The sequence below is a fragment of the Chromobacterium sp. Ag138 genome (assembly GCF_055181315.1).
On the sequence record NZ_JBUPWA010000001.1, the window covers coordinates 3,317,985 to 3,341,659 of the forward strand.

The window sequence follows — 23,675 nt, forward strand, 5'->3', positions numbered from 1 at the left end:
GTGAAATGGCTTACGCTGTTACCTTTATGCCTTCTACTTGCTGCTTGTGGCAATAAGGAAAGAACTGTGCAAAACCTTGATGAAGTAAAAGCAAATCTTGCCTTCACCTGTGTATATGAAAAAGATCATCTGCCCAAGCTCGACCAGAATTCTGACCAGCTATATCGCTACGCGCGATATGTGCAAAAGAACAATCTGCTGAAGGATGATGTCAGCCTCTATCCAGAGCTAGAGCGTTACTACCGCATTGCTACTGCTCATGGCCATTACAAGGCTAATCTTGAACTCCGTCAGATGATTGGAAAAGGTCAGGCATGGACAGCAGATCCTGTAAAAGAAACGTTGGATCTGACCGAAGAGCTGATCAAGCAAGGTGTACCTGGTGGCTACTACGATATGGCTCGGTACATTGATTCGGGATATGGCGTCAAAAAAGACCCGGAACTGGCGTTGCGCTACTATCGAAAATCAGCAGATATGGGGAGTCCTGAAGGGCAATATTACGTAGCAGAAAAATTGGCGCCTATCGATAGAGCCCCAGAAGTGGCGCGACAGATGCGGATGTGTGCCGCTGAGCAAGGACATGGAAAGGCTGGCCTAGAGTTGGGAATAGATTTGAAAGATGAGGCCTCACTTCGAGAAAAGGCATTGGTCGCATTCCAATTGTCTGTTAAAGGAGGGAATGAAACTGCTGCAGATGCGCTGGCTGAAGCATTCTCCGGTCCTCTTGTTACCGATAAGTTGTATTACATGGCCCTAGAAAAGGACCATGAGAGGAGCCGTCGTTACAAGGAAATTAGCGATATTCTAGGTCGTTACTCTTACCTTCATCCATCTATCCCAGAACTGGATGATATTGTGCCACTTCCACCAGCCAAACTTCCTTCGTGGGATGGAAAGATTCAGTGGTTGAAAGATCATGAGGCCAACATTGCCCCGCCCAAACCAAGCGAGGAGCTGATTGAAAGGATGGCCAAGGCTAAGGGTTTAGACCCAAAGACTGGTAGACCACAAGGTGCGGATAATCCCTAAATATGGGTTGGCACTGGTGCTTTCTTTTCTCGTCGCCTGCAGCCACAAGGCCCCCCGATGGAACACCAACCCGATCTCAAGGCGGTGGAAGAATGAATAGCCAAGCAGGGTCAGCCAGACTGGGATGCCCGACTTCCAGAGGATGCATGATCATCACCGTTGCGTGTTCTGCTGACATGCCAGCCTGCCTGAGGGGTAGGCTGGCATTTTATTTCCCGTATGAAACAAGAGAAGCTACCATCCCCGTCTAATGACTGACCCATAACAGTCAATGATGCAATTGGCGCCTGGTTTCATGCCTCATCGTTAACGGGCCTGTGACGGTGAAAACCGGATCGGAGCGCTTTGGAAGCGTCCACGATGTGTAAAATTACTCATCTAAACCGGGCATAATTCATTTAGTCACAAAGTGCTGGATTCCACAAAGGTGCCGACTGCCATTTTGGCCAGGACTGTCCAGTTAGCCAGCTCCTCGGGCCACTCGATGGGGACGGCTATCGAGTGCTTGAGGCCGTCTTTATCGCGCGTGAGAAAATATGAGCGATACCCCAGCTTCACCATTTCTACATCATCGATCAAAGCACGTTGCTGCCCATCGAGTGCGCCACCAACGAAATCCACTGTGATGTTGAACATAGCCATTACCTCTGCGACATCCAAATCATAGCTTAGCGAATCCTGAATCCTTCCGAACTACGGACTCTTACGTATTCTAAAAACCGCATGTCAATTCTTCGATCTCACGACTACTTGGAAGTAATGAGCCAAAGAGATTGACTTGTTGTTGCTATTAATTACTTTATGCTGATAGAAGTGATTGTTGCATTTGGTATTTTGTTGTATTTGTTTTAATTGCATAAAGCGTGCTCTTGAGAAAGAGGAAAGGAAAATCCATGCGTATGCTAATGGAGTTTAAGGCTAAGTGCCGATACCATCTTGCTTTGCGTGCCGAGGGGGAAATATCCACCTTAGCCTTTCCTTTTATTTATATCGTCGTAGCGCCGTTGACTCAGCAAGTCAGAGCAAAAATGACATCAGAAAGCAAAGTGTCCGACGATTTATTCAAGCTACTTGGCTATGTTGCGGGGATCGTCAGTGCAATTAGCAAGGGGCTGCCAGGCCAAAATGCAAAACGTGCTCTCGCTACCGATATTGCATTTTCGAAAATTCTACTGGTTTTGTTTAATGCTTCACCATTCATAAGAAACCTGAATTCTATTTTGGTAAAATATGGGTATCATGCGGACTTGAGCCCTAAGGAGACCGTGATAGGCTATTTGCAGAATGATCAGCTTTTCTCTGCGGCCATGATTTGTGGGGCGAACGATTATAGGAGGCAAGATGGCAAGAATTATTTTCCGACAGGTTTGTTTGAGCTTGGCCTCATGTCAATTGGTGCCGAGAATTGTATTCAAAGAAATACCGCTAAAGAAATTTTAAAGCTATAAGGCGCATGTAGATGCTGTCATAGCAGGCATGTCATTTTGCGGCAAGACACAAATTTCATCCAAGCCATAAAATTTCAATTTCTGGCTGACAAAAACATCATGACGGCTATCGCACGTGTTTGCCGAAAATATTTCCTTATTTAACTAACATCTCTGTTTCTATTTTGAGCCAATTGTTAAATTCTGAGAGTACTTTGTCTAATTCCATCATCAAAGCGTTTGCAAGTTCATGCTCTCCTTTCTTTCCCGCCTGCTCAATGCGCTCTGCCACCATGCCTAATTCGTTGGCGCCTACCATGCGGCTGGCTCCCTTGATTCTGTGTGCCCAATATTCAATTTTTTCACATTCGGAATGGGCCAGCGCTTGCCGAAGCTCTTTGACTTCATCATTATTTGATTCTTGGAATTCGCGTAAAATATCCAATTCAACAGAGAGGTCACCCGCGCTATACACCTCAAGCACGGATCGGTCGATGGGGATGCCCTCCTGCTTTTTATTTTCCTCGTGGCATTCATCAACCTGGGTATCTGGATGATTCCGTACCCATTTTTTCAAAGTGTTTGCCAACGCATGAATGGAAAGCGGTTTGGTCAAGAAATCATCCATTCCCGCATCTTGTGTTTTGTCTAATTCCTCTTGGCCTGCATTTGCAGTACAAGCCACAATCGGGATATGACCGAGGCCTGGCTTGGCATGTTCTTGTGCTCTAATTAATCGCGCTAATTGATAGCCATCCACGCCCGGCATATGGCAGTCTGTCAACAGCATGGAATAGTGACCTGTTAGCCATTTTCTGAAAGCACTATCTCCATCTTCCGCCCAATCTGCATGGTATCCCAATTTTTCCAATTGTTTCAGTGTTAGTTTTCGATTGGTAGGATTATCTTCAGCATACAAAATAGGTAGGTACTGACTCTCGATTTTGCTAGCCGATTCGGTATCCGAAGAGAGAGAGGGAAATGATCGAATCTCAGGCCAGACTATTGGAGAAACGGGTTCGACGCTGCACTCCGCTATTAAGGTGAAAGTCGCACAGGTTCCCCGTCCTTCTTCGCTGCTTAGTGCAACATGGCCATGCATCAGTTCTGCCAAGCGACGGCAAATAGCCAAACCTAAGCCTGTCCCGCCAAACCGTCTTGTCGTATTGGAATCGACCTGAGTAAAAGGTTCAAAGAGCATCGCCAGGTTTTCTGGCGACATGCCAATCCCCGAATCCTCTATCTCAAAGCTCAGTGTTTGTGATTTATCATCCATTTCCAGAACGTTTACTCGGAAGTCAATATGACCGGAAGAGGTAAACTTGACTGCATTGCTGATGAAATTCAGCAAAATTTGCCGTACCCTTAATGGGTCGATGATGTGTGTCGGGGCGAGTGCTTCATCAATGTTTAATCTTAACGCCAGTCCTTTTTTCATAGCGTTATCGCGGAAAAGATAGCAGACCCCTTCGACGAGTGTCCGAATATCGGTAGGGGTCATTTCAATCATTAATTTTTGCGCTTCTATTTTGGAGAAATCTAATATGTCATCAATCAATCTCATCAAAGTCTGAGCTGAGTCTTGCACGGTTCTTAACGCATCGTGCTGTTCATGATTTAACGGCGTCATGCTCAATATTTCCAACATGCCTAGCACGCCATTCATCGGGGTACGAATTTCATGGCTGATGGTAGCCAAGAAATTACTCTTGGCATGGCTGGCTGCATTAGCCTGATCTCTAGCCGTTCTAAGCTCCAATTCAGTCATCTTTCTATCAGTAATATCGACGCATGCCAAAACCATTTCATCATTTTCAATATCTTGGTACAAAAATTGACCTTCCCATAACACCCAGATTGGCGCTCCATCGCCTCTTAAGCACTCTTGCTCTGAAATGATGCGAATGTACTTCTTCTTTAATTTTTGAATTTGTTCTGCGAGCTCTCCCCAACCTTCTTCCGAGGCCAGCAACTCCATCAGATGCATACCAACCAAATCATGTTGACTGACAGCGAAGATTCTCTCCGCTGCAGGATTTGACCGCACGATTTCTAGCTGCCCGCTGATTCTTAGGAGCCCAACAGGTGAGGATGAATAGATCGCTTCTTCTTCTTGCAAGACCGCACGTAGTAATTGCTCTGATTGTTTTCTCAGATTTTCTTCATCATAAAAACCAAGCATGTTGGCATAGGTGCTAACCAATATTTGTAGTCCAAGTGAAAGCTTAGGCATATTGGGGTGTCGCAAAAATACCCCGGCAAATAATTTGTCTTCGATTGAAATGGGCAGTGCAACCCATGATGAATCAGGATGAGTTAGGTTGTATAAGTCGGATGGCGACTTGATTTGATCAATAGATGGCAAGTAATCAGGCCATGTACCGGCTTGTAGCTCAAAGTGGCTATTTGATGACCCACGCTCGGACCAGGAGACCATGAAACAATCATTTGCTCCTGTGTAGTGCTTAAATATCTCTAGCAACTTGCCAAAAACGATTTCGCGCGGCTCTCGAGCCAGAAGCATTTGTTCCACCTTGGAAATGGCTTCATGTAGGCTGACACTTTCTTGCAATGAATTTTCTGCCAATGTGCGCTCATGCTCATTACGCACAATGAGCATATTCCATTGATGTCCAATATCTTCTTGAAAACGACTGATTGTTAAGCCTGCGTAAAACCGCTCCCCCGTTAGTCGTATTCCCTCTCCAGTAAACGTTTGACTTTCATATTCAGAAAGTATGGCATGCAAGGCCATGAAATCCTTGCCGATATGAAGTATTGCCTCAAGGGGTAATCCATGCATCTCTTTGATCGGATAGCCAAACATTTTGCTGGCGCCGGTATTGGCAATAACGACACGGCCAGAATCATTCACAATCAGAATCGCATCACCAGAGGCATCCAACATCTTTTGGAGTGAACTCAGCGGGCGAATGACTTTTTTAACCATGTAAAAAAGCAAGGCAAATAGCAATGCCAAAGAGATACTTCCAAACAAGCCATCCCGTAACATGATTTGAAGCAGCTGTTCTCTTTTCTGATTAGTTAATTCATTCGTAACATTGGCGCTCGTGTCAATTAAATTCTTAATCGTGCTGGAAATGTTTTCAAGGTTGGTAATATACTCACTTGACGAGGCGACCGCTTTCGTTTGAGAAATAGCGGCTAACTGTAGATAGGACAGCATCTGCAAACGAAGTGCAGCTTGTTTTAATTTTGAAAAATCTGCTTTTAGATGCCCATCGTTTAGTCGATATACTACGGGTTGCAGCTGCTCAAGACTTAATACCCCAAGGTTTAGCCTAAATGCAAGATCTTCCTCAATGTCTTTATTGAGACCGTGGCCTAATTGTCCACGAAGAATAAGCGATACTGCATTCGATTTGAGCAAGCCATCCATCAGCCATATCCGCTGGCGAATGGAGGCTAAGCTATTGATCTTGGGGTCGCCTGCTATGGATAGTTGTTCCCCCACCTCCGTGGTGATTTTTTGAAGTTCATTTTGCCATCGCTGTGTCGCGTTATAGAGAAAATTACTGAGTGACTCATCACGGAAAGCTGATTTTTTCAGCGTAGTGTACGCTTCCTTTCGTAAGGCCATAAAGTCAGAGCTAAAATTATCCAGCCTTTTCTTAGCGGCATCATAGTCTTCTACATAGCCATCCGCCAGCTGCAAAGAGATCTGGCTCATGGCTTTGTCGGTTGCTAACGCCAGGCGCATTAACTGTGTGATTTCCTCTGCAGAGGGTGGTGTATTTCTGGTCAATAGCATTCTGATTTGGTTGCTCTCATTTCGCTGTTTCAATGATGCATCCAAAAGCTCAGAAATCATGGAGTTCAACTTCAAGATCCGATTGGCTTTTTGATAAGACACTCTCGATTCATTCAGTGATTCAATAATGCTGCCTGTCTGCAACATGCCAAGAATCAGAACGATAATTAAGACAGCTCTGCCAATGGCAGAGGCTTGGCTATTTCTGAAACTGATGTATGCCATGACCCTATCCTTCGCATTTATTTGCGCAGAGGCTTGCCTGCTCAATATGCACTACCTTTTGCAGGCAGAGACTCGAAGAGAACGGATTGCGTGTATGTAACAAATTATTTACTCTGTTTAAATTATTTATTGATAACCTGTTCAATATCGCATTGTTATATATAGGTCCATGCACAGAATCAGAATAGTTGTTGAGTACAACAGTCGCGAGTCTTGACGCCTTGATGGGTTTAATTTTAATTATGGGACTATCGAAACCAATAGGTACAGATATTGCCCATATATTCTTTGGACTCCTCCAGGTAGTCGATGCTTGTCGGGCAAGCATGGGGCGGAAGAGAGACGTGCTTCTGCGGCGTGCCGGGAGCTATCAGGTCGACTTGTTCCCACCACTCGTTATCTCCTAAATTTAAGAGAGCATGTGTGCCACATCTGGCATGTTTGGTCTTCATCTGCTGATGAACTATTACATGCTTTTAAATGACTAAATACCCAATTAGATTCCAGCGGGAGGGGATATGCTCGCGGGTAATCGTTACCAGATAATGGCAGTGACATTGACTTATGTGTTCATTGCCCTGTCTTGGCTTGTGACGCCAGATGTCTTGATGAATGGTCCTGGTGGTGAATTTGCACTAGAGGGAGGCGCCTGGGATGTGCTGTTTATTTTTGTCACCGCCAGCTTGCTGTTCTTTTCACTGTACAGAATGCACTCAGAGAACCTGCTTAGGTTGCTGGGGCATAAGCGTCTCGGAAGTTGGGTCCGCACTCACCCGCGCAGGCTAGTATGGGCGACGACTATCGTTTATATAGTCGCGGCGCTGTCATGGCTGGTCATTCCGGACTGGTTACTTGGTTCCATGATGGAAAATGTATGGATAGCGAGTGGCAAGGATGCGCTGTTTACCGGTGTAACGGCGGTGCTGCTGTTCCGGGGGCTGCGTGTCTTGCGCGAAGAAAGTTTGACGACATCGCTATCGCTCCGGCCATCCAATGGAAGCTGGAAGAGCTATATCTTTGCGGTCATTGGTTCGATGGCGATGGTAGCCATCCGCATTTACCTTCCGGTGGACTTTTTCCAGCGTCCCTTATTGATCCTGTGTCTGATTCCAATCGGTTTGAGCGCCATTCTGGGCGGCCTGGGCCCCGGTTTGTTGGCGACGGCCGTTTCGACCGGAAGCGTGCTCATGCTGTTTTCCTTGTCGTCAGCGGCGGTCAATTATCCGGTGGTCGACTTACTGCAAGTGAGCATACTGGTGCTCAACGGCGTGATGTTGAGCATGCTGGGTGAGTACCAGTCTCAATCTCGTCTTCGTTTGAGCACATCAGTACAAGCCTTGGAATCCAAGTCCGCAGAGCTCCAGCAAAGTGAAGCACGTTTTCGCGCGATATTCGAAGGCAGCCCGATCGCTATGGGACTCTCGCGTCTAGACAACGGCCGTATCATCGAAGTCAATCCGGCATTTGAACAATTGTTTGGTTACGACAGACATCAGGTTATAGGCCGCACCGCACGCGATTTAGCCATTTGGGTCAATCCAAATGACAGAGTCAAATTGATGCTCGAAATGCAGAAGAAGGAATGCGTCTGTGGCAAGTTGGTTCTGATGCGCAAATTTGGCGGTGAGACATTTCATGCGCTGCTGTCTTGGCAACTGATTCAGTTCGGCGAGAACGCCTATGTTCATGGCGCGGTGCTGGATACGAGTCAGGAGCAGCGGGTGCTAGAGGCGCTACGGCGCAGCGAGCACGAGTTTCATCTGCTGGTGGATGCGGTGACGGATTACGCTTTCTACCTGCTGGACCCGAGCGGGATAGTACAACGCTGGAGTGTGGGCTCTCAGGGTATCAAAGGCTATGCCGCCGATGAAATTATTGGTCGATATTTTACGTGCTTCTATACCCGAGAGGACCAGGCTGCCGGCGTGCCGGATGCCTTGTTGGCTCAAGCGAAAGAACATGGTAGAGCAGAGCATGAAGGGTGGCACGTACGGCGAGATGGCGATCGCTTTTGGGCGAAGGCGATAGTCTATGCGATTCGAGACGATGCGGAGGCCTTGGTGGGATTCGCCTTGGTCACTCAAGACCTGACCGTGCAGAGGGCGGCAGATCAAGAACTGCGCAATAGCGAAAAGCGTCATGCCGGCATCGTCAATTCAGCGATGGATGGCATCATCACCATTGATCATGAGCAGCGCATCACATTGTTTAACCCTGCGGCAGAACGCATGTTCGGCCGACTAGCCCGTGATGCTGTCGGACAGCCGCTGGACATCCTGCTACCGCCGGCTTTGCGTGCCGCCCACACCCGACATGTGCACGCGTTCCACCAGAGCACCGCGATCAGCCGCCGAACGGGTAGCGAGGGTGGCAAAATCTTGGGTATTCGTGCAGACGGTTCGGTTTTCCCGGTGGAAGTGTCGTTTTCCAAGCTTGAATTGGATGGAAAGCATGGCATCACGGTGGTCGTACGAGATATTAGCGACAGGATACAAGCCCGTGCTGAGTTGGAGGCGCATGTGCAGCGTCTTGAGTCGCTGAACGAACTGGGCAGGGCCATCCTGGCCGCGCATACGCCACAGCAGATCGCGCAGCTTGGTTTGCGCTATCTGCGCAAGCAAATTCCGTTCTGGGGCGCCAGCGCCATGATTATCGACCGGAGAGGACGCGAAGTGCAGGTGTTGGCGATAGAGTTCGCACCTGGCTCAAAATATGATCCTGGCCAGCGTATGTCCCTTTTCAGCTATGGGATGGATGACTTGAGGCGTTTGGAGCAAGGGTACGCTTGTAGGGTAGAAGATCTGGGAGCATTACCCAAGCGTTCGTCCACTCAGGAACGGCTGTATCAACAAGGTATTCAATCCTATATTCGTATCCCGCTATTGGCGGAAAGCACGTTGCTGGGCATGATGAACCTGACATCCAGAGAGTTGGGCGCGTTCAGTTCGGAGCAGCAGACCCTTGCTGAAGCCTACGCTCGGTTATTGGCGATCGCCTTGCAACAATCCTTGTTACGCCAGCATGTTGAGCGTCTCAACCGAGTCTACGAGGTGCTCAGCCGCATCAACACCTTGATTGTGCGCTGCCATGACCGAAATGAGCTGTTTGAGGATACATGTCGGATTGCAGTCGAGGTCGGCGCGTATCAAAAGGCTTGGCTGGGTGTCATCGATCCTTCCAGCCAGGAAGGCTCCGTTGTGGCACATCGCGGCATGGATGATGATGCTCTGCAACAGGTCCGCTTCAATGCCCTGGATGATACCCCGATCCGGGAGTACGCGGCTTGCCGCGCTGCACGTTCAGGGGAAATGGTCGTTTGCAGTGATACTCCGATGCAAGCCTCGCTTGGTGAGGGCGTTGTCGAGCCTGCATCTCAGGCGGTAGCCTATCTGCCCATTGTAGTCAATGGCGAGACTACCGCGGTATTGGCCCTGTATGCGCGAGAAGCCGGGGTATTCGATAAGCAAGAAACCGCGCTGCTGCAAGAGTTGTCCAGCGACATCGCGTTTGCTCTCGATCATATCCAAAAAGAAGAGAAACTCGATTACCTCGCCTACTACGACAGCCTGACCGGCTTGGCGAATCGTGCCCTACTGCAGGAGCGGTTGGCGTTGAGAATCACGGACGCAGAATGTGCCGGCAGCAAGATCGCGGTGGCACTTCTGGATATCGAACATTTCCGAACTATAAATGATGTTTTTGGCCATCAAGTTGGAGATCAGTTGCTCCAGGCTTTGGCACTTAGGTTGTCGGAACATCTCTTCGATGTCCATCTGCTGGCCAGGTATGGCGGCGATCAATTTGTGATATTGCTGTCTGATGTATCAAGCGAAGAGGATGCTGTTCTTCGGATTGAGGGCCTGCGGCAACTGTGTTTAAGCGGAACCTTGGCGGTCATCGAGGATATCGAACTACGGCTATCAGCCAAGTTTGGGATCGCCCTGTATCCCGATGATGGCCTCGAAGCCAACATCCTGCTAGACCGGGCGGAGTCGGCTCTGAATCGTGCTAAGGCGGAGGCCAGGCCATTTCTGTTTTATCGCCAGGAGATGACGGAGCGCGCGCTCGTCTCACTGGCGCTGGTAGCCAAATTACAACTGGCCATTGAGCGTGAGCAGTTCGTCCTCCACTACCAGCCTAAATTCAACGCTCGTACTCATCAGCTAATTGGTGTGGAGGCGTTGGTCCGCTGGCAAAGCACAGAGCGGGGGTTGGTGCCGCCGGCCGAATTCATACCGGTACTAGAGGAGGTGGGGTTGATCGGCCAAGTCGGAAACTGGGTACTGCGGCAGGCCGTGGAGGATTTCCATGAGTGGAAAACAGCAGGCCTGTACGCCCCTCGCATCGCGGTGAACGTCTCCCCGTGGCAACTCAAGCAGGTGGATTTCGTCTCCACCCTTTCATCCGTTCTACAGCGCTACCCTAACGAGCGTGGCATTGATCTGGAGATTACAGAAACCCAGATTATGGATAACGTCGAGGACAGCATCGAAACGTTTCGCCAGTTGAGCGCTTTCGATCTGGCCATCGCCATCGATGACTTCGGCACCGGCTATTCTTCGCTCGCCTATCTTGCGCAATTGCCGGTGCATGCGCTGAAAATCGACCGTTCCTTCATCAGCACCATGTTTGACAAGAGCGAGGTCATGACCCTGGTTGAAATGATCATCTCGATGGCACATGCTATGAGCCTTGAAGTAATTGCCGAAGGCGTAGAGACGCAAGAACAAGCGGATGTCCTTCGTCGCTTGGGCTGCGATGTATTGCAGGGATTCTGGATGAGCTCGCCGTTGTCCAAGTCAGATCTGGCGGAATGCCTTAAGCATAACCATCCATGGATTAATCTCGCCGCTCATCATGAAAATCGCTCAAATTAGCCTCTTGCCATCAAGGTATTTCAGACTGCTTTGTTCCAAACTATATCTGTACACATCACAAGCTTGTTTAGGAACTTCATGATTGTTATCACCAAATTCCCCTGACAGCCGCTATACGGGGACACTGGTGCAAGCAGTGCGACATCATCGAGCGGATCGGTAAGCGCTATAAAAAAAGGCTCAAATATGAGCCTGGTTAATCCTGCCTGGCATCATTCCTTCGCAACAAAATGAGCCTTGCGATGTAACAATTAAATAGCCAGCTCTTCCAGCGTCTTGCCTTGGTCCAGCAACGCTTGCACCCACAGCGGCTTACGACCGCGTCCAGACCAAGTTAAGGAAGCATCTGCGGGGTGACGGTACTTCGCCTCTACCGGCTTCTTAACCTTGCTCTCAGCCTGTTTGAACAAGTCATCCAAAGACAAACCATGGGCTTTAGCCAGCTGAAGGATCTTGTTCCTGGCCTCAGCCTTTTCAGCCTTCTCACGTTGGCCAATTTCCGCTTGAACCTGTGCAAGAAGATCTTTCAATTCGACAAAACTCAGTGCTTGCAAATCCATGCCATACTCCTAGTGATGAAGTGCACCATTTAATCGAATCATTTCATACGGGTCAAGAGAGAGTTGTGTATTTAATTTGTTTTTATCGAAATCATAGGTTGCTGTTACAATTGGGGGGCTATTGTACTTGAAAGGGAAATGAAAGTGCTGTTTTCTGATGTCACACCACGGGAAGAGTTGACGGTTAATGAAGTTGCTGCCGATATTTTGTCACGATGCCTTGATTTTCATCATCAAGTTTGGCCAGAGAAGTTTGAAGAGTGTGCTAAGTTTGAAAAAGTATATATTGATCACCTTATGGAGGTTGAAGTATCAGGGGATCGTGCATTGCAAGATATTCAAGAGCAAGCCAAAAGTGGCTCTATTGAGGAAATTAGCACTCAAGGTGCATTATTCATCATCACACAAAGTTATGCGATAGAGGCTATACAGGCCTATGCCGAGGGGAATGAGTTGCTAGCTAAGGGGCTTCTTCTTGATGCCTGCTATTGGTGTGGCAATATGTGGGGATCTATTGGCGCCGGAAAGGCAATCAGGGAGTCAGTTAAACGTGGGCGTAGTGCAATTCCTCGGGCAGGAGGCATAGGTAGGAGTTTGAATGATAGACCTTTAAAGGAGGAGGTTTATCGCTATGTACGTGAAAATGGCCCTTGGAAAACAAGAAGCTATGCTGCGAGAGTAATATCGTCAGAGTCTTGTCTCACTGAAAGTAAAGTACCATTGTTGGCTAAGCGAACTAGTACTAAGAAATACCGAGAGCATGGTTTTCCTCACTCTACCCTTTATGGATGGCTAAGAGAAATGCCAGACGCTAAGGGCCTTTTTAATGAGGATGACAAGTAATATCGCACTTCTTAAATCTCTAATTCCCTCTACCATTAGCGCAGGCCTCGTTTGTGGCGGGGCTTGCTTATATCTGGCTTCTCTGCTTGCACCTAGTGCCTAAGCATCTCATATGGCCATGCACTTTACGGTGTTCCTCCTCGTATGCCTTGAATCGGTGGTTGCAAGAGATGGTGGCATTTTGAATTAAAAAACTTATTTAAAATCAGTGTGTTACAATTTTAGAGGAATTTATTTTTTCAGCTGCTAGCACACTGCGTGCCGAAAATTCCTACGACAACTATTCTGGGCCTCATCGATTCCAACGGTGACCGAGGAGGTCCAAATGACTGCTGCTACGCCTTGCCTGAACACGATCATCTTGCGCTGCAAGGAGGTTGTGTCCCGTCTCAAATTGTCCCGCTCCACGGTATACGACAAGCTGGACCCGAATTCCCCCCGCTATGACCCGCGCTTTCCGAAGCCTATCCGTCTTGGTCCTAAGGCCATTGGTTGGCTGGAGCATGAGCTAGAGGCTTATCTGCAAGAGTGCCAACGGGCCTGCCGCTGATCTAGCCGTGATACACCTTATCGCGACCATCTCACTTTCCATATCAGTTGTGAACAGTCGTATTTTTTTATTACTGAGTAGTATTGGCAAGGTGGATAAGTAGATGCACAGGTGAACGGTGAGTTCATCAGAAGAGCATGCTTGGTTGCTTTTTAAGTCTTTGATTTTCTAGGCGAAGAACTAGTTTTTCGATGCTGAAGAATCAATTCAAACGGCATGGTTTGCATGGGTTGCAGCTATTGTTAGTGAGCACGTGCATAGCTTTTTCTGGCTTTGACATTGGAACTAATTCTTTCATCCATCAGCAAGGCAAATGCATCGGTATGGCTGGCTTTTGGCCTAGAAAGTGCCCGGCTAGCCCGCTTTGCGGGTATGTGATGACGGTGGAGTGAATGTTATCTATTTGTTATCAGTATTATGTTTAACAAACAAGATCATGAGATAGGTATGAATAATCTTAAAGAAGAGAACAATGTAAGTATCAATCACCACAACGATATTATGCACATGGTCGGTTACATATGTGATGAGGATGGGGATGCTTCGAACTATATTTCACCAGAAGCAGTGGATGATGTCGAGAAGATCAGGCAGCTCATAAGTGCAGCGTTTGCTGCCATTAAATCTAAGAATAATCAATTCAAGGCGGAAAAATTAGGGTACAAATATTCTAAGATTATTGGCAAAGAAAAAATAGAATATAGGGAGAATAAAAGTTTTGCTCCGCCTAGGCCGGAAGATTATTTTCTAAGAGCGTCTCCTCTTGGGAATACGATTCGTATCGTGCTGAATTCTCTGTCCCGTCCCGAGTACAGAGAGTTTTTAGATGGTCTTGCTCTAGAGGTGGAAATTTCGACGTTTGTTCGCGTTGCGTATGATTCTGGGATTGTTGATCAATTGAAGGCTCACCGTGAAAAGAAGGCTCTGTATGCACAGGTGCTCGCCAAGAAATTAAATGATTTTGTTGATCAGGTAAGGGCGGCAGCAAAGACAAAAGAGTTCAAGCAAGCGGTAAACTCAAATAATCGTCGAGTTAATAAAAATACCCAGAGTGTAGAGAAGTTTCTGGCTTGGTCTTTTGAGTGCCACTCTCGCTTATTGGTAATACGTCTTGATCTCGGCTATCGCAGGCCGGATGGGATGGGGCAAGGTGAGTTTGCTCGTCATATCTCAGAAGAGCGTGCCAAGAAAGACTTGGAAGTGTTCTTGAAGAAGAATGCATCTCATGGTCTCTTCACGCACATGGTTGGCTACGTGGTGAAGATGGAGATGGCACCGAATAAGGGCCTTCACTTCCATGTGCTGATGCTGTTCGATGGCCGTCACCATCGCGAAGACATCACGATTGCGGCGACGCTGGGCCAGTACTGGGTCGAGATTACTGGTCGGGATGGGTTGTTCTTCAATTGCAACCAGAAATGGCACGGTAAGCCGCAGTGTGCCGTAGGAATGATCCATCGTGATGATCAAGAGAAGCGCACGGCGCTGAAGGAGCGGGTGGTGCCATACCTGACCAAGATGGACCGCTATTTCCAGTTCATGCCGAGGCTGACTGATCGGACTTTGCGGCGCAGTCCGATCAGACGGGCATCCCGGCCTACGTAGAGTCTCGGCAGCACTGTGGTAGTTGAGGGTTTGATCAAGAGCGGGGGCAGGGTAATGAACAAGCCTGTCCCCGCAGGTTGGAGAAGATGTGATGGCAAAGAGTAATGCGGAACGTCAGGTGGTCTATCGGGCTAGACATGCTTGTGAGAGCGAGCGGCTGAGCATGACGGTGTTGTCAAAGGTAAAGCGGGCGTTGGAACAGCTTGCTGAGCGCGAGGGAGTGACGCAGCGAGCGATGCTTGAGCAGATTGTGATGGAAAAGCTACAGCATGCAAGGAGTGATGCAAAATTACCGCCTGATGCCCAGTTGGATCCACCTGTTGCGGAGAGCAAGTCTGTAGCCGTCGCTTGCAGTCAAGAAAGACCGGTGGATGTCAAGAGGGTGTGGGCGAGCGGGGCGTCCAGAATGACGATTGTTGTAGAAACCGGCAAAAAAAGGATCGTTTCCTCAAGCGGTGGTCACAAGGTTAAAAATTACTGCTGAGTAATAGCCTATGGGGCAGACTGGCAGTGTTCAGGTCTTCCCGCAATGGTCGAGCAATCCTTTTTAGGTACACGCTAAGGTACACATGTAAGCATCTTCATGTAAAAAACATAATAAATTCAATGGAATTGTTCACTATTTCAACATTCTGCATCGAAGCCGTACGATTCTCTCCCTGAAACCACCGCAGGCGGTGGTTTCTTGTTTTCCAGGGGGCGTTTCCGGGTGAGTCTGTCGCAGAGCCATTGCCGGGTCGCGGATGGATATTGCTGCGAGCGCCCACGGGTTTCCCGGCTCGACGTCCGAGTCGCTTCAAGCGAGGTAGCGCAGGGCATAGGCGCGCCATGGCCGCCAAGCATCCGGACAGACTGTCTCGAGGGCGGGATCGCAAGCGTCCGGCTCAGCCGAGCGCGGCATGTCGCCTTCCATGTTCGAACTTGGCGGAAAAGCGTGGCTGAGAGAGGGGAAGGCGGGATCAGCAGATGGCAGCGGCAGTCCATGCCGGGTTAGCCAAATGGCGCGTTCGCTTGGTGTGCCCTGTTGTTTCCACGCCCATTCAGCGGCACTCCAGGCGCCAAGCAGCCGCAAACCTGGCCGATTGGCGATGCGGTCCGCCAGCGTGGCGTCTTGCGCGAGATGGTGCCCGATGCTGTCCGGATCCGCCGTCAGATCCAGCATGGCGCGCAAGCGGGCCAAGATGTCGCTAAGCGCCTGCCATTGGCTCAGCCGTATCGTCGCCAGCAGCGCCTCGCCATTTGTTGGTTCGATGCTTAACGTGCCTGTCGTATCACGCCAGCGAAAGGTTCGGGCATAGCGGTTTTCTTGCATGGTTTCGAGGCCGGGTACAGCCTGGGCTGCCAATTGCGCCCACATGTCCGGCCAATCGTAAGGCGGCCGATAGCGCAGCAGCAGGCTGACTTCCCCTGGCGCGTTTTGACAAGCGGATGCATCGCGGCGCAGCTCGCCCGGGGCGCGGCGGTATAGCTGCTGGAATACTTCGTTGAAGCGGCGCACGCTGCCGAAGCCGGCGGCGAAGGCGATGTCGGTCAGCGGCAGCCGCGTTTCGTGGATCAATTGCTTCGCCAACAGTACCCGTCGCGTTTGCGCCACCGTCAGCGGCGAGGCGCCGACGTGTTCGGCGAACAGCCGCCGCAACTGGCGTTCGCCCACGCCCAATTTGTCCACCAGCTCTGCCATGCCGCCATCGTCCAACGTGCCTTGCTCGATCAGCGCCAACGCGCGCGCCACGGTGTGAGAGTGCCCGCTGTTGGCCACGCCGCGCCAAGCGCCGGAATCGGGTGCGGTTTCCGGACGGCAGCGCAGACAGGGGCGAAAGCCGGCTTCCTGCGCCGCGGCGGCGGTGGGGTAGACGGCGATGTTCTCGCGTTTGGCGGTGCGCGCCGGGCAGATTGGCCGGCAGTAGATGCCGGTGCTGCGCACGGCGATGAAGAAGCGGCCGTCGAAGCGGGCGTCGCGGCTGGCCAATGCGCGGTGGCAGAGATCGGGATCGAGTTCCATCGCGCGATGATGCGGGCAACGCGCCGCGCCGGCCAGCGGTTTTCGGACATTGACCCCGGGAGGTTGTCGATGGCCGAAAACCGCCAGCCGACGAGTGGCTACCGAGCGACGATGGCGTCCCATTTCCAACCGGAGTACGCGCCATGATTGCGCCTTTGTCCCGTTTTGAACGCTTCCGCCAATTGAACCTGCAGGGTCGGCTGATGCTGCCCAACGCCTGGGACGCTGCCAGCGCCCGGCTGTTCGAGGCAGCCGGCCATGCGGCTATCGCCACCACCAGCGGCGGCATCGCCTATGCCTGCGGCCTGGGCGACGCCCAGCGCATAGGCCGCGAGGCGATGCTGGGCGAGATCGCCCGTATCGCAGCCAGCGTGGCGGTGCCGGTCAGCGCCGATATCGAGGCGGGGTATGGCCTGGCGCCGGCGGATGTGGCGTTGACGGTGAAAGGCGCGATCGAGGCCGGCGCGGTCGGCGTCAACCTGGAGGACAACGGCCACGGGTGGCTGCCGCAGCCGCTGTTCGACGCAGCGGCGCAGTGCGAGCGCCTGGCCGCGGCCAGGCAGGCTGCCGGTCAGATGGACGCGCCCCTGTGGATCAACGCCCGCATCGACACCTATCTGCTCGATCTTGGCGTGACGCCGGAGCGGCGGCTGGAGGAGACGCTGGCGCGCGGCAACGCTTATCTGGCTGCCGGGGCCGACATGGTGTTCGTGCCGGGGTTGAGCGATGTCGCGGAGGCGGCATGGCTGGCGCAACGTTTGCGTGGTCCTCTGAATTTGATGGCGCTGCCAGGGATGATTGGCGCGGACGCTTGGTTCGACGCCGGGGTGCTGCGGGTCAGCCTGGGCGTGGGGCCGATGCTGGCGGTGATGGGTCTGGTGCGGCGCATGGCTGATGAGGCGATGCAGGACGAGTGGCCGGCGATGAACGCGCATAACTATGGCTTTGCCGAGGCGGAAGCGCTGTTCGCCAGGGGCTGAAAATCTATCCACAGCCAGGCCGTTCGACGTCTTTTATCCACAGCGCAGCGCGGTCAGGAAGCGCAGCTCACGCATGATGCTGCGGCGTCAGCCATTCCCCCAGCCACTGAAACGCCTGATCGACGACGATGGCCAGCAGCGCCACCGGCAGCGCGCCCTGGATCACGTAGGCGGTGTTGAAGCCGGACAGGCCGACGATGATGGGCAGGCCCAGCGTGCGCGCGCCCACGGTGGAGGCCAGCGCGGCGGTGCCGATATTGATCACCATCGCGGTGCGCACGCCGGCCACGATCACCGGCGCGGCGAGGGGCAGCTCCACCCGCCACAGTGTCTGCCGCGCGCTCATGCCGATGCCGCGGGCGGTTTCGCGCGCGTCCTCCGGCACCGAGGCCAGGCCGGCCAGCGCGGCGTGGGTGATCGGCAGCAGGCTGTACAGCGCCAGCGCGATTAGCGCCGGCGCGGCGCCGAAGCCGATTAGCGGCACCGTCAGCGCCAGCACCGCCACCGGTGGAAACGATTGGGCGATGGACAGCAGCGTTTCCAGCAGCGGGCGGAAATCGCGCCCGGCCGGCCGGCTGGTCCATACTGCGGCGCTTATCCCCAGCAGGGTCGCCGCGCCGCCGGACAAGGCGACGATGGCCAGGTGGGACAGCAGCAGCTCGCCGAAGCTGTCCTGCAGATACAGCGGACGGTCCAGTTCGGGAAACCAGTAGTTAAACAATGACGCGCTGCGCGGCAGGCCCAGCAGCAGCGCGGCCAGGGCCAGCGAGCCGGCGATCAGCCCCGCGCGCCGCCTCATGCCGACGCGCCCAGCAGGTCTTCGAAACGCAGCGCGCCCACGTCCGCTCCCGCGGCGTCGATCACCGGCAGCGCCGCCGCGCCTTGCACGATGAAGGCGGACAGCGCCTCGCGCAGCGTGGCGTCGGCGCGCAGGGCGGCGCCTGTCGCGCGTTCGCCCGGGCGCAGCCGTTCGGCCACGCGCAGCAGCCCCAGCAGCCGCACGCCGGCTTCGTCAGGCTGGAAGAAATCGCGGACGAAGCCGTTGGCCGGATGGAGCAGGATGTCGCGCGGGCTGCCCTGCTGCTGGATGCGGCCCTGGTCCATCACCGCGATGCGCTGGCCGAGCAGCAGCGCTTCGTCGATGTCGTGGGTGACCAGGATGATGGTCTTGCCGGACAGGCGGTGGATGCGCGCCAGTTCCTGCTGCAGGCTGGCGCGGGTCACCGGATCCAGCGCGCCGAAGGGCTCATCCATCAGCAGCAGATCGGGATCGGCCGCCAGCGCCCGAGCCACGCCGACGCGCTGCTGCTGGCCGCCTGACAACTGGTGCGGGTAGCGGCGGCGGAAGTCGGCGGGCAGCCTGAGCAGCGCCAGCAGCTCGTCCACCCGGGCCTGTATCCGCTGGCGCGGCCATTTCAGCAGCTGCGGCACCGCGGCGATGTTCTGCTCGACGGTCCAGTGCGGGAACAGGCCGACGGACTGGATGGCGTAGCCGATATGGCGGCGCAGCCGTTCCGGCGGCTGGGCGCGGATGTCGCGGCCGGCGATGCGGATCTCGCCGCTGTCCGGCTCCAGCAGCCGGTTCAGCATTTTCAGCATGGTGGATTTGCCGGAGCCGGAAGTGCCCACCAGCACCGCGAATTCGCCGTCGGCGACGGTCAGCGACAGGTCGGTCACCGCGGGCGCGCCGTGGAAGGCTTTGTTGACGTTGGCGATTTCAATCATCGGGGCACGGGCTCCAGCCGGGAGGCCAGCAGTTTGAAGACGGCGTCGCAGCACAGGGTGAGCAGCACGATGGGCAGCACGCCCAGCAGCACCTGATCGGGCGCGCTGGCCGACAGGCCCTGGAACAGGATGGCGCCGAAGCCGCCGGCGCCGATCAGCGCCGCCACCGCGGCCAGTCCGACCGCCTGCACCGTGGTGACGCGCAGGCCGGCGATGAAGACCGGCAGCGCCAGCGGCAGCTCCACCCGGCGGAATATCTGCCACGGCGACATGCCGATGCCGCGCGCGCTGTCGCGGGCGGCGGCCGGCACCTGGCGCAGCGCGGCCAGCGTGCCGTGGGTCATCGGCAGCAGCGAATACAGCGCCAGCGCGGTCACGGCCGGCGCCAGGCCGACGCCGGCGATGCCCGATTGCGGCCATAGCCGTCCCAGCCAGGCCAGCGGCGCGATCAGCAGCGCGAACAAGGCCAGCGAGGGGATGGTCTGCAAGGTATTCAAGATCGGGAACAGCCAGGCCTCGGCGCGCGGCCGGCGGAAGGCCGCCACGCCCAGCGCCGCGCCCAGCAGCGCGGCCGGCAGCACCGACAGTCCCACCAGCTGCAGATGGCGCAGCAGCGCCTGGCTGAACGCATCGGGATCGTTATGGTATTCGCGCAGCAGCGCCAGCGCGTCCAGCCGGCCGGAGGCCAGCAGCGCCAAGGCCGGTAGGCAGGCGGCGCAGATCGCCAGCGCGCGGATGGGAGGAGGCGGGGCCAGGCCGCGCAGCGATTCGGCCAGTTGCAGGCCGGCGGCCAGCTGCAGCAGCCAGAAGCCGGCGCCGAAGGCGGTGCGGGCCAGCGAGTCGGGGCCGCCGCCCAGACGCGCGGCCTCGCCGCCAGCCAGCAACAACAGCCCGTTGGCCAGCAGGATGGCGCACAAGGCCAGCAGGCCGTGCAGCCGGCGCGACGGACGCCGCCACGGCGACAACAGCAAAGGCAGCGCCGGAACGATCAGCCAGAAAGCGCCGGTCAGCGCGGGCAGGCGCAGGCTCTGGCCGGCGAGCAGGCGGTTGGGCGCGTGGCTGAGCAGCGGGCTGCAAAGGCCGGCCAGCAGCAGCAGCGCCAGCGCCAGCTGCACTCGGTTGCGCAGCCGCATCAGGCGAACGGCCCGATGGTCACTGGATGAAGCCCTTGCGCGTCAGGTAGCTGGCGGCCACCTGGCGCGCGTTGCGGCCTTCCAGCGCGATGCTGGCGTTGAGTTTCTGCAAGGTCGCTTCGTCCAGCGACTGGAACACCGGCTTGAGCCAGGCGGCGATCTCGGGGTGGCGGGCCAGCGCGTCGGCGCGGATGATGGGCGTCGGCGCGTACACCGGCTGCACGCCCTTGGGATCGGCCAGCGCGACCAGGCCCAGCGCGGCCACCGGGCCGTCGGTGCCGTAGGCCATCGCCGCGTTGACGCCGGAGGTCTGCTCGGCCGCGGCCTTGATGGTGGCCGAGGTGTCGCCGCCGGCCAGCGCCAGCAACTGATCCTGACGCAGCTTGAAGCCGTAGGCGTTCTGGAAGGCGGGCAGCGCGTCCGGACGTTCGATGAATTCGGCCGAGGCGGCCAGCTTGAAGCGGCCGCCGCGGCCCAGCCAGGCGCCCAGGTCGGCCAGCGTGCGCAGGCCGTTGGCGGTGGCCACGTCGCGGCGCACGGCGATGGTCCAGGTGTTGTTGGCCGGCGCGGGGGCCAGCCAGACGATGCGGTTCTTGTCGTAATCCAGCTGCTTGACGCGCTGGTAGCCGGCGGCGGCGGATTTCCACGCCGGGTTCTTTTCGTCGGAGAAGAAGAAGGCGCCGTTGCCGGTGTACTCGGGATAGATGTCGATTTCGCCGGCGGCGATGGCGGTGCGCACCACCTTGGTGTTGCCCAGCGACAGCCGGCCCTCGGTCTTCACGCCGTGGGCCTGCAGCACTTGCTGGATGATGTTGCCCAGCAGCGCGCCCTCGGTGTCTATCTTGGAGCCGACGCGGACGGCGTCGGCCGCGCCGGCGGCGGAGGCCAGCAGGATGCCGGCCAGCAGCGCGGCGAGGCGGGACAGGCGGTTTGACATGGATTTTCCCCGTGATGGACCGGCCGCGCTCGCAGCCGAGCATGATGACGATGGTGTTCACTATACCGTCCATCGCGCGGCGGCGGCCAGCGCCGGGAGGGGAAAAGACGCGTCAGCCTGTCGGGGCGGAGTCGGCGTGGTCGCGGAGGAAGTTCCGCTTGGCCGCGGCGGTGAGCCGCTTGAACGCGTGCTCGGCTTGCAGCGCGGCGGAGCGGCCGGGGTATTCGATCACCAGTTCGACGGCGACGGGCGGGTTGAGGCGGGTGTAGCGCGCGCCCTTGCCGGCTAGGTGGTGGCGGTAGCGGCGCGCCACGTCGGTGCTGACGCCGGTGTACAGCGCGCCGTCGGCGCAGCGCAGCACGTAGAGAAACCAGGGCCTGGACGGCCCCGGCTCATGCTCAGATGGCGGCATCGAAGCCGTTGGCCAGCGGGCTGATCAGCACCCGCTCGGTGCGGTTGCCCTTCTGCGCGGTGACGCGCAGCTTCCATTCGCCGACGGTGACTTCGTCGCCTTCGCGCGGAATGCGCTCCAGGCAGTCCATCAGCAGGCCGGCCACGGTGTGGAAGTCTTCGTCCTCGAAGTCGCCCAGCGTCAGGTATTGCTCCAGCGTGACGAGCTCCAGGCTGCCTTCGACGTCGTAGCTGCCGTCGCCGTTCACCGCGATGGCCGGGCGCTCGTGGCGCTCGTGCTCTTCCGGGAATTCGCCGGCGATCGCCTCCATCAGGTCTTTCTGGGTGACGATGCCTTCCAGGCTGCCGAACTCGTTGACCACGAAGGCCATGTCGGCGGCGTTCTGGCGGAAGCTTTCCAGCGCCTTGAGCACGGTGACGGTTTCCGGCAGCACCAGCGGCTGGCGCAGCGCGGCGTCGATGTCGAGCGCGCGGCCGTCCAGCAACTGGGCCAGCAGGTCCTTGCGGGCGACGATGCCCAGCGGCTCGTCTATGCTGCCGTCGCGGATCACCACCAGGCGGGAGTAGGGGCTGTCGCGCAGCGCCTGGCGCTGGGCCGCTTCCGGCTGGCTCAGGTCCAGGCGGTGGATGTCGGCGCGCGGGGTGGCGATCACGCGGATCGGCCGCTCGGCCAGGGTCAGCACGCTGTGTATCATCGCGCGCTCGTTGTGGCCGAAAGCGGTGTCTTCCACCGGCAGCGGGCCGGCTTCGGGCTTGGCCTCGTCGGCGCTGGCGGCGGTCAGGCGGCTGCCCATCAGGCTCAGCACCGCGTTGGCGGTGCGCTCACGGAAGCTCTGCGAGCGGTTCAGGTAGCGGATGCGGTTGGCCTGCGACACCTGGTTGAAGGCCTCGATCAAGACCGAGAAGCCGATCGCCGCGTATAGATAGCCCTTGGGAATATGGAAGCCGAAGCCGTCGGCGATCAGGCTGAAGCCGATCATCAGCAGGAAGCCCAGGCACAGCATCACCACGGTCGGATGGGCGTTGACGAAGGCGGTCAGCGGCTTGCTGGCGGCGATCATCAGGATCATGGCGATGATCACGGCCAGCATCATCACCGGCAGGTGTTCGGACATGCCGATGGCGGTGATCACCGAGTCGATCGAGAACACCGCGTCCAGCACCAGGATCTGCGCCACCACGGTGGCGAAGGCGGCGTAGGCGCGCTGGCCGCCGCTCTTGACATGGTCGACGCCTTCCAGCCGCTCATGCAGCTCGGTGGTGGCCTTGAACAGCAGAAACACGCCGCCGCCCAGCATGATCAGGTCGCGGCCGGCGAAGCCGACCCCCATGACCGAGAACAGCGGCGTGGTCAGCGTGACCAGCCAGGAGATGCTGGCCAGCAGGATCAGGCGCATGACCAGGGCCAGCGACAGGCCGACGATGCGGGCGCGGTCGCGTTGTTCCGGAGGGAGTTTGTCGGCCAGGATGGCCACGAAGATCAGGTTGTCTATGCCGAGTACGATCTCGAGGACGATCAGCGTAAAAAGGCCCAGCCAGGCGGCGGGGTCGGACAGCCATGAAAAGTCCATGATGGTGTAACGCGTTCCTTGTGCG

The 23,675-nt window shown here is 55.3% G+C and carries 18 protein-coding genes; 8 read left to right on the plus strand and 10 right to left on the minus strand.

Annotated elements, in window-relative coordinates; genetic code table 11:
- Positions 1–1,032, plus strand: a complete 1,032-nt coding sequence (locus ACY3GB_RS15435) for an SEL1-like repeat protein (protein WP_463089525.1) — start codon at positions 1–3, stop codon at positions 1,030–1,032.
- A gap of 402 nt (positions 1,033–1,434) precedes the next feature.
- On the opposite strand, the gene ACY3GB_RS15440 is transcribed toward ACY3GB_RS15435, so the two are convergent.
- A complete protein-coding gene (locus ACY3GB_RS15440) occupies positions 1,435–1,668 on the minus strand; it encodes a hypothetical protein (RefSeq protein ID WP_463089526.1) in 234 nt (77 codons plus the stop codon).
- 257 nt (positions 1,669–1,925) lie between these two features.
- Between ACY3GB_RS15440 and ACY3GB_RS15445 the strand changes: the two genes are divergently transcribed.
- On the plus strand, positions 1,926–2,480 hold the full coding sequence (locus ACY3GB_RS15445) for a hypothetical protein (RefSeq protein WP_463089527.1): 555 nt from the start codon (positions 1,926–1,928) through the stop codon (positions 2,478–2,480).
- A gap of 136 nt (positions 2,481–2,616) precedes the next feature.
- Here the strand turns inward: ACY3GB_RS15445 and ACY3GB_RS15450 are convergent, their stop codons facing one another.
- Positions 2,617–6,456 carry a PAS domain-containing hybrid sensor histidine kinase/response regulator gene (locus tag ACY3GB_RS15450; protein WP_463089528.1) on the minus strand — a complete coding sequence of 1,280 codons (3,840 nt, stop codon included), beginning with the start codon at positions 6,454–6,456 and terminating at the stop codon, positions 2,617–2,619.
- Between the two features lie 518 nt (positions 6,457–6,974).
- Here ACY3GB_RS15450 and ACY3GB_RS15455 point away from each other — a divergent pair.
- A complete protein-coding gene (locus ACY3GB_RS15455; protein ID WP_463089529.1) occupies positions 6,975–11,333 on the plus strand; it encodes an EAL domain-containing protein in 4,359 nt (1,452 codons plus the stop codon).
- 251 nt (positions 11,334–11,584) lie between these two features.
- On the opposite strand, the gene ACY3GB_RS15460 is transcribed toward ACY3GB_RS15455, so the two are convergent.
- A complete protein-coding gene (locus ACY3GB_RS15460; protein WP_463089530.1) occupies positions 11,585–11,893 on the minus strand; it encodes an H-NS histone family protein in 309 nt (102 codons plus the stop codon).
- A gap of 138 nt (positions 11,894–12,031) precedes the next feature.
- Here ACY3GB_RS15460 and ACY3GB_RS15465 point away from each other — a divergent pair, with 138 nt between their 5' ends.
- The 4 genes from ACY3GB_RS15465 to ACY3GB_RS15480 all read left to right on the plus strand — a co-directional run bounded on the left by ACY3GB_RS15465 (position 12,032) and on the right by ACY3GB_RS15480 (position 15,375).
- A complete protein-coding gene (locus ACY3GB_RS15465) occupies positions 12,032–12,736 on the plus strand; it encodes a hypothetical protein (protein WP_463089531.1) in 705 nt (234 codons plus the stop codon).
- A 325-nt stretch (positions 12,737–13,061) separates the two neighbouring features.
- Positions 13,062–13,286, plus strand: a complete 225-nt coding sequence (locus ACY3GB_RS15470) for a helix-turn-helix transcriptional regulator (RefSeq protein WP_463089532.1) — start codon at positions 13,062–13,064, stop codon at positions 13,284–13,286.
- Positions 13,287–13,733: 447 nt separating this feature from the next.
- A complete protein-coding gene (locus tag ACY3GB_RS15475) occupies positions 13,734–14,891 on the plus strand; it encodes a YagK/YfjJ domain-containing protein (RefSeq protein WP_463089533.1) in 1,158 nt (385 codons plus the stop codon).
- Between the two features lie 91 nt (positions 14,892–14,982).
- The gene (locus ACY3GB_RS15480; RefSeq protein WP_463089534.1) at positions 14,983–15,375 is read left to right on the plus strand and encodes a RepB family protein; all 393 of its coding nucleotides are present in this window, start codon (positions 14,983–14,985) and stop codon (positions 15,373–15,375) included.
- Between the two features lie 312 nt (positions 15,376–15,687).
- Here the strand turns inward: ACY3GB_RS15480 and ACY3GB_RS15485 are convergent, their stop codons facing one another.
- On the minus strand, positions 15,688–16,893 hold the full coding sequence (locus ACY3GB_RS15485) for a bifunctional transcriptional activator/DNA repair enzyme AdaA (RefSeq protein WP_463089535.1): 1,206 nt from the start codon (positions 16,891–16,893) through the stop codon (positions 15,688–15,690).
- A gap of 143 nt (positions 16,894–17,036) precedes the next feature.
- Here ACY3GB_RS15485 and ACY3GB_RS15490 point away from each other — a divergent pair, with 143 nt between their 5' ends.
- Positions 17,037–17,873 carry an isocitrate lyase/PEP mutase family protein gene (locus ACY3GB_RS15490; protein WP_463089536.1) on the plus strand — a complete coding sequence of 279 codons (837 nt, stop codon included), beginning with the start codon at positions 17,037–17,039 and terminating at the stop codon, positions 17,871–17,873.
- Between the two features lie 67 nt (positions 17,874–17,940).
- On the opposite strand, the gene ACY3GB_RS15495 is transcribed toward ACY3GB_RS15490, so the two are convergent.
- From ACY3GB_RS15495 to ACY3GB_RS15520, 6 genes are all read right to left on the minus strand, one after another.
- Positions 17,941–18,672 (minus strand): ABC transporter permease, encoded by a 732-nt coding sequence (locus tag ACY3GB_RS15495; RefSeq protein WP_463089537.1) that lies wholly within the window; start codon positions 18,670–18,672, stop codon positions 17,941–17,943.
- A complete protein-coding gene (locus ACY3GB_RS15500; RefSeq protein ID WP_463089538.1) occupies positions 18,669–19,598 on the minus strand; it encodes an ABC transporter ATP-binding protein in 930 nt (309 codons plus the stop codon). Before ACY3GB_RS15500 ends, ACY3GB_RS15495 begins: the two co-directional genes overlap by 4 nt.
- A complete protein-coding gene (locus tag ACY3GB_RS15505; RefSeq protein ID WP_463089539.1) occupies positions 19,595–20,731 on the minus strand; it encodes an ABC transporter permease in 1,137 nt (378 codons plus the stop codon). Before ACY3GB_RS15505 ends, ACY3GB_RS15500 begins: the two co-directional genes overlap by 4 nt.
- 19 nt (positions 20,732–20,750) lie before the next feature.
- A complete protein-coding gene (gene osmF / locus ACY3GB_RS15510) occupies positions 20,751–21,668 on the minus strand; it encodes a glycine betaine ABC transporter substrate-binding protein OsmF (RefSeq protein ID WP_463089540.1) in 918 nt (305 codons plus the stop codon).
- Positions 21,669–21,780: 112 nt separating this feature from the next.
- Positions 21,781–22,080 (minus strand): GIY-YIG nuclease family protein, encoded by a 300-nt coding sequence (locus tag ACY3GB_RS15515; RefSeq protein ID WP_463089541.1) that lies wholly within the window; start codon positions 22,078–22,080, stop codon positions 21,781–21,783.
- Positions 22,067–23,650, minus strand: coding sequence for a TerC family protein (locus ACY3GB_RS15520; RefSeq protein WP_463089542.1), 1,584 nt, complete (start codon positions 23,648–23,650; stop codon positions 22,067–22,069). Before ACY3GB_RS15520 ends, ACY3GB_RS15515 begins: the two co-directional genes overlap by 14 nt.
- Between the last annotated feature and the right edge of the window lie 25 nt (positions 23,651–23,675).

What these genes read in the sequence shown, in the direction of transcription:
- ACY3GB_RS15440 (WP_463089526.1), bottom strand. Translation starts at nt 1,668, where the DNA reads ATGTTCAACATCACAGTGGATTTCGTTGGTGGCGCACTCGATGGGCAG.
- ACY3GB_RS15445 (WP_463089527.1), top strand. Translation starts at nt 1,926, where the DNA reads ATGCGTATGCTAATGGAGTTTAAGGCTAAGTGCCGATACCATCTTGCT.
- ACY3GB_RS15450 (WP_463089528.1), bottom strand. Translation starts at nt 6,456, where the DNA reads ATGGCATACATCAGTTTCAGAAATAGCCAAGCCTCTGCCATTGGCAGA.
- ACY3GB_RS15455 (WP_463089529.1), top strand. Translation starts at nt 6,975, where the DNA reads ATGCTCGCGGGTAATCGTTACCAGATAATGGCAGTGACATTGACTTAT.
- ACY3GB_RS15460 (WP_463089530.1), bottom strand. Translation starts at nt 11,893, where the DNA reads ATGGATTTGCAAGCACTGAGTTTTGTCGAATTGAAAGATCTTCTTGCA.
- ACY3GB_RS15465 (WP_463089531.1), top strand. Translation starts at nt 12,032, where the DNA reads ATGAAAGTGCTGTTTTCTGATGTCACACCACGGGAAGAGTTGACGGTT.
- ACY3GB_RS15470 (WP_463089532.1), top strand. Translation starts at nt 13,062, where the DNA reads ATGACTGCTGCTACGCCTTGCCTGAACACGATCATCTTGCGCTGCAAG.
- ACY3GB_RS15475 (WP_463089533.1), top strand. Translation starts at nt 13,734, where the DNA reads ATGAATAATCTTAAAGAAGAGAACAATGTAAGTATCAATCACCACAAC.
- ACY3GB_RS15480 (WP_463089534.1), top strand. Translation starts at nt 14,983, where the DNA reads ATGGCAAAGAGTAATGCGGAACGTCAGGTGGTCTATCGGGCTAGACAT.
- ACY3GB_RS15485 (WP_463089535.1), bottom strand. Translation starts at nt 16,893, where the DNA reads ATGGAACTCGATCCCGATCTCTGCCACCGCGCATTGGCCAGCCGCGAC.
- ACY3GB_RS15490 (WP_463089536.1), top strand. Translation starts at nt 17,037, where the DNA reads ATGATTGCGCCTTTGTCCCGTTTTGAACGCTTCCGCCAATTGAACCTG.
- ACY3GB_RS15495 (WP_463089537.1), bottom strand. Translation starts at nt 18,672, where the DNA reads ATGAGGCGGCGCGCGGGGCTGATCGCCGGCTCGCTGGCCCTGGCCGCG.
- ACY3GB_RS15500 (WP_463089538.1), bottom strand. Translation starts at nt 19,598, where the DNA reads ATGATTGAAATCGCCAACGTCAACAAAGCCTTCCACGGCGCGCCCGCG.
- ACY3GB_RS15505 (WP_463089539.1), bottom strand. Translation starts at nt 20,731, where the DNA reads ATGCGGCTGCGCAACCGAGTGCAGCTGGCGCTGGCGCTGCTGCTGCTG.
- osmF (WP_463089540.1), bottom strand. Translation starts at nt 21,668, where the DNA reads ATGTCAAACCGCCTGTCCCGCCTCGCCGCGCTGCTGGCCGGCATCCTG.
- ACY3GB_RS15515 (WP_463089541.1), bottom strand. Translation starts at nt 22,080, where the DNA reads ATGCCGCCATCTGAGCATGAGCCGGGGCCGTCCAGGCCCTGGTTTCTC.
- ACY3GB_RS15520 (WP_463089542.1), bottom strand. Translation starts at nt 23,650, where the DNA reads ATGGACTTTTCATGGCTGTCCGACCCCGCCGCCTGGCTGGGCCTTTTT.